Below are 1,997 nucleotides of genomic sequence, written 5' to 3'. Positions count from 1 at the left end.
CCGAATCTACCGATACTGCAGCCTTTTCCTGCCCAAGTTTGTCGAACTGCTTCTCGAAGGGGCGCTTTCCGAAAATCCGCTCCAGATCTTCTTTAAAGATAACTTCTTTTTCCAAAAGTAAATCAGCGAGGATTTCCAGTTTATCTTTGTTGTCCTCAAGAACCTGAATGGCACGTACGTACTGTTCTTCGATTAACTTTGAAATTTCCATGTCGATTTTCTGGGCGGTCTCTTCGCTATACGGCTTGGTAAATCCGTATTCGGACTGTCCGGAATCGTAATAAGTGACATTGCCAATCTCCTCATTCAAACCGTAAATAGTAACCATAGCCCTGGCCTGCTTCGTGACTTTTTCCAGATCGCTAAGTGCACCGGTGGAGATCTTATCAAAGATTACGCGTTCTGCTGCACGACCGCCGAGGGTAGCACACATCTCATCTTTCATTTGCTCGGGGCGCACCAGAAGGCGTTCCTCCGGAAGGTACCATGCGGCCCCCAGGGACTGACCCCTTGGTACAATGGTCACTTTTACCAGGGGTGCCGCATGTTCGAGCATCCAGCTGACCGTCGCATGTCCTGCTTCGTGATAGGCAATGGTCTTTTTCTCATCAGGAGTGATAATCTTGTTCTTTTTCTCCAGGCCACCGACGATCCGATCCACCGCATCGAGAAAATCCTGTTTAGTTACGGCCTTCTTTTCCTTACGAGCCGCAATCAAAGCCGCTTCGTTACACACATTGGCGATATCCGCTCCGGAGAATCCGGGTGTTTGCCTCGACAGGAAATCCAGATCCAGGGTTTCCGCGGTTTTTATAGGGCGCAGGTGAACTTCAAAGATTTCTTTGCGTTCGCGAATATCGGGGAGATCTACGTATATCAGACGGTCAAAACGACCGGCGCGCATCAGGGCCTTGTCCAGGACATCCGCGCGGTTTGTCGCCGCCAGAACAATTACATTGGTATTGCTGCCAAAACCGTCCATCTCTGTCAGCAGCTGGTTCAGGGTGTTTTCCCGTTCGTCATTTGATCCGGTAAAATTATTTTTACCTCGGGCGCGCCCGATGGCATCGATCTCATCGATAAAGATGATAGAAGGAGATTTATCCTTAGCCTGCTTAAACAGGTCCCGGACCCTGGAGGCACCAACCCCCACAAACATCTCGACAAAATCAGAGCCCGAAAGGGAGAAGAACGGTACTTTGGCTTCTCCGGCCACTGCTTTAGCCAGGAGCGTTTTACCGGTTCCGGGAGGGCCCACAAGCAGGGCACCTTTAGGGATTTTCCCCCCCAGGGAGGTATATTTATCCGGATGCTTCAGGAATTCCACGATTTCTTCTACCTCTTCTTTTGCGCCTTCCAGGCCGGCCACATCTTTAAATGAAGTCCGGGTGTCTGTTTTTTCGTCGAAGAGTTTTGCCTTGGATTTTCCAATATTAAAAATCTGTCCTCCTGCACCCCCGGCCCCACCGCCGGACATCCGCCGCATGAGGTAGATCCAGATTCCGATAATCAGGACAAAGGGAAGGAGGGTAAAGAGGAGCTCCATAAGCACATTGGACTCCGTATCGTAATCCACCACGGTATCCAGGTTATTCTCCTGCTTTATAGTCTTTATTTCGTTTTCAAAATTCTGCAAGTCCCCGTAGTCGAGCACGTATTGCGGAACACTTCCTGAGGTCAGTGAAAATGGCTTGTTGGCCACATCTTTATGCACATCTTTGGCCAGGGCTTCCTGGGTCAGAAAAACTTTCGCCTGACGCGCATTTGTGATGATCAGAATTTTATCGATATCCCCATTTCTGAGAAACTCCTGCAATTCCGAAGTTGTCGTTTTGCTGGTGGGAGAAAAACTCTCGCTTCCGATGAACTGGTAGCCGATCAAAAATAGTATGATAACACCGTAGATCCACCAGGAGCTAAAACGGGGTTTTTTCTGTGGGGTATTATTATCTTTTGCCATTGGATTTTTTACTAGTTAAAGCTGCTTTCTACGAGGG

The 1,997-nt window shown here is 48.9% G+C and carries 1 protein-coding gene; it reads right to left on the bottom strand.

The window, feature by feature from the left end; genetic code table 11:
• A partial coding sequence (gene ftsH, locus WBV75_RS09175; RefSeq protein WP_424120325.1) for an ATP-dependent zinc metalloprotease FtsH occupies positions 1 to 1,960 on the bottom strand: 1,960 nt, incomplete at its 3' end.
• Between the last annotated feature and the right edge of the window lie 37 nt (positions 1,961 to 1,997).

The sequence above is a fragment of the Robiginitalea sp. genome, assembly GCF_049588695.1.
Taxonomy (GTDB): domain Bacteria; phylum Bacteroidota; class Bacteroidia; order Flavobacteriales; family Flavobacteriaceae; genus Robiginitalea.
This window is presented reverse-complemented; position numbering and strand designations above follow the sequence as displayed.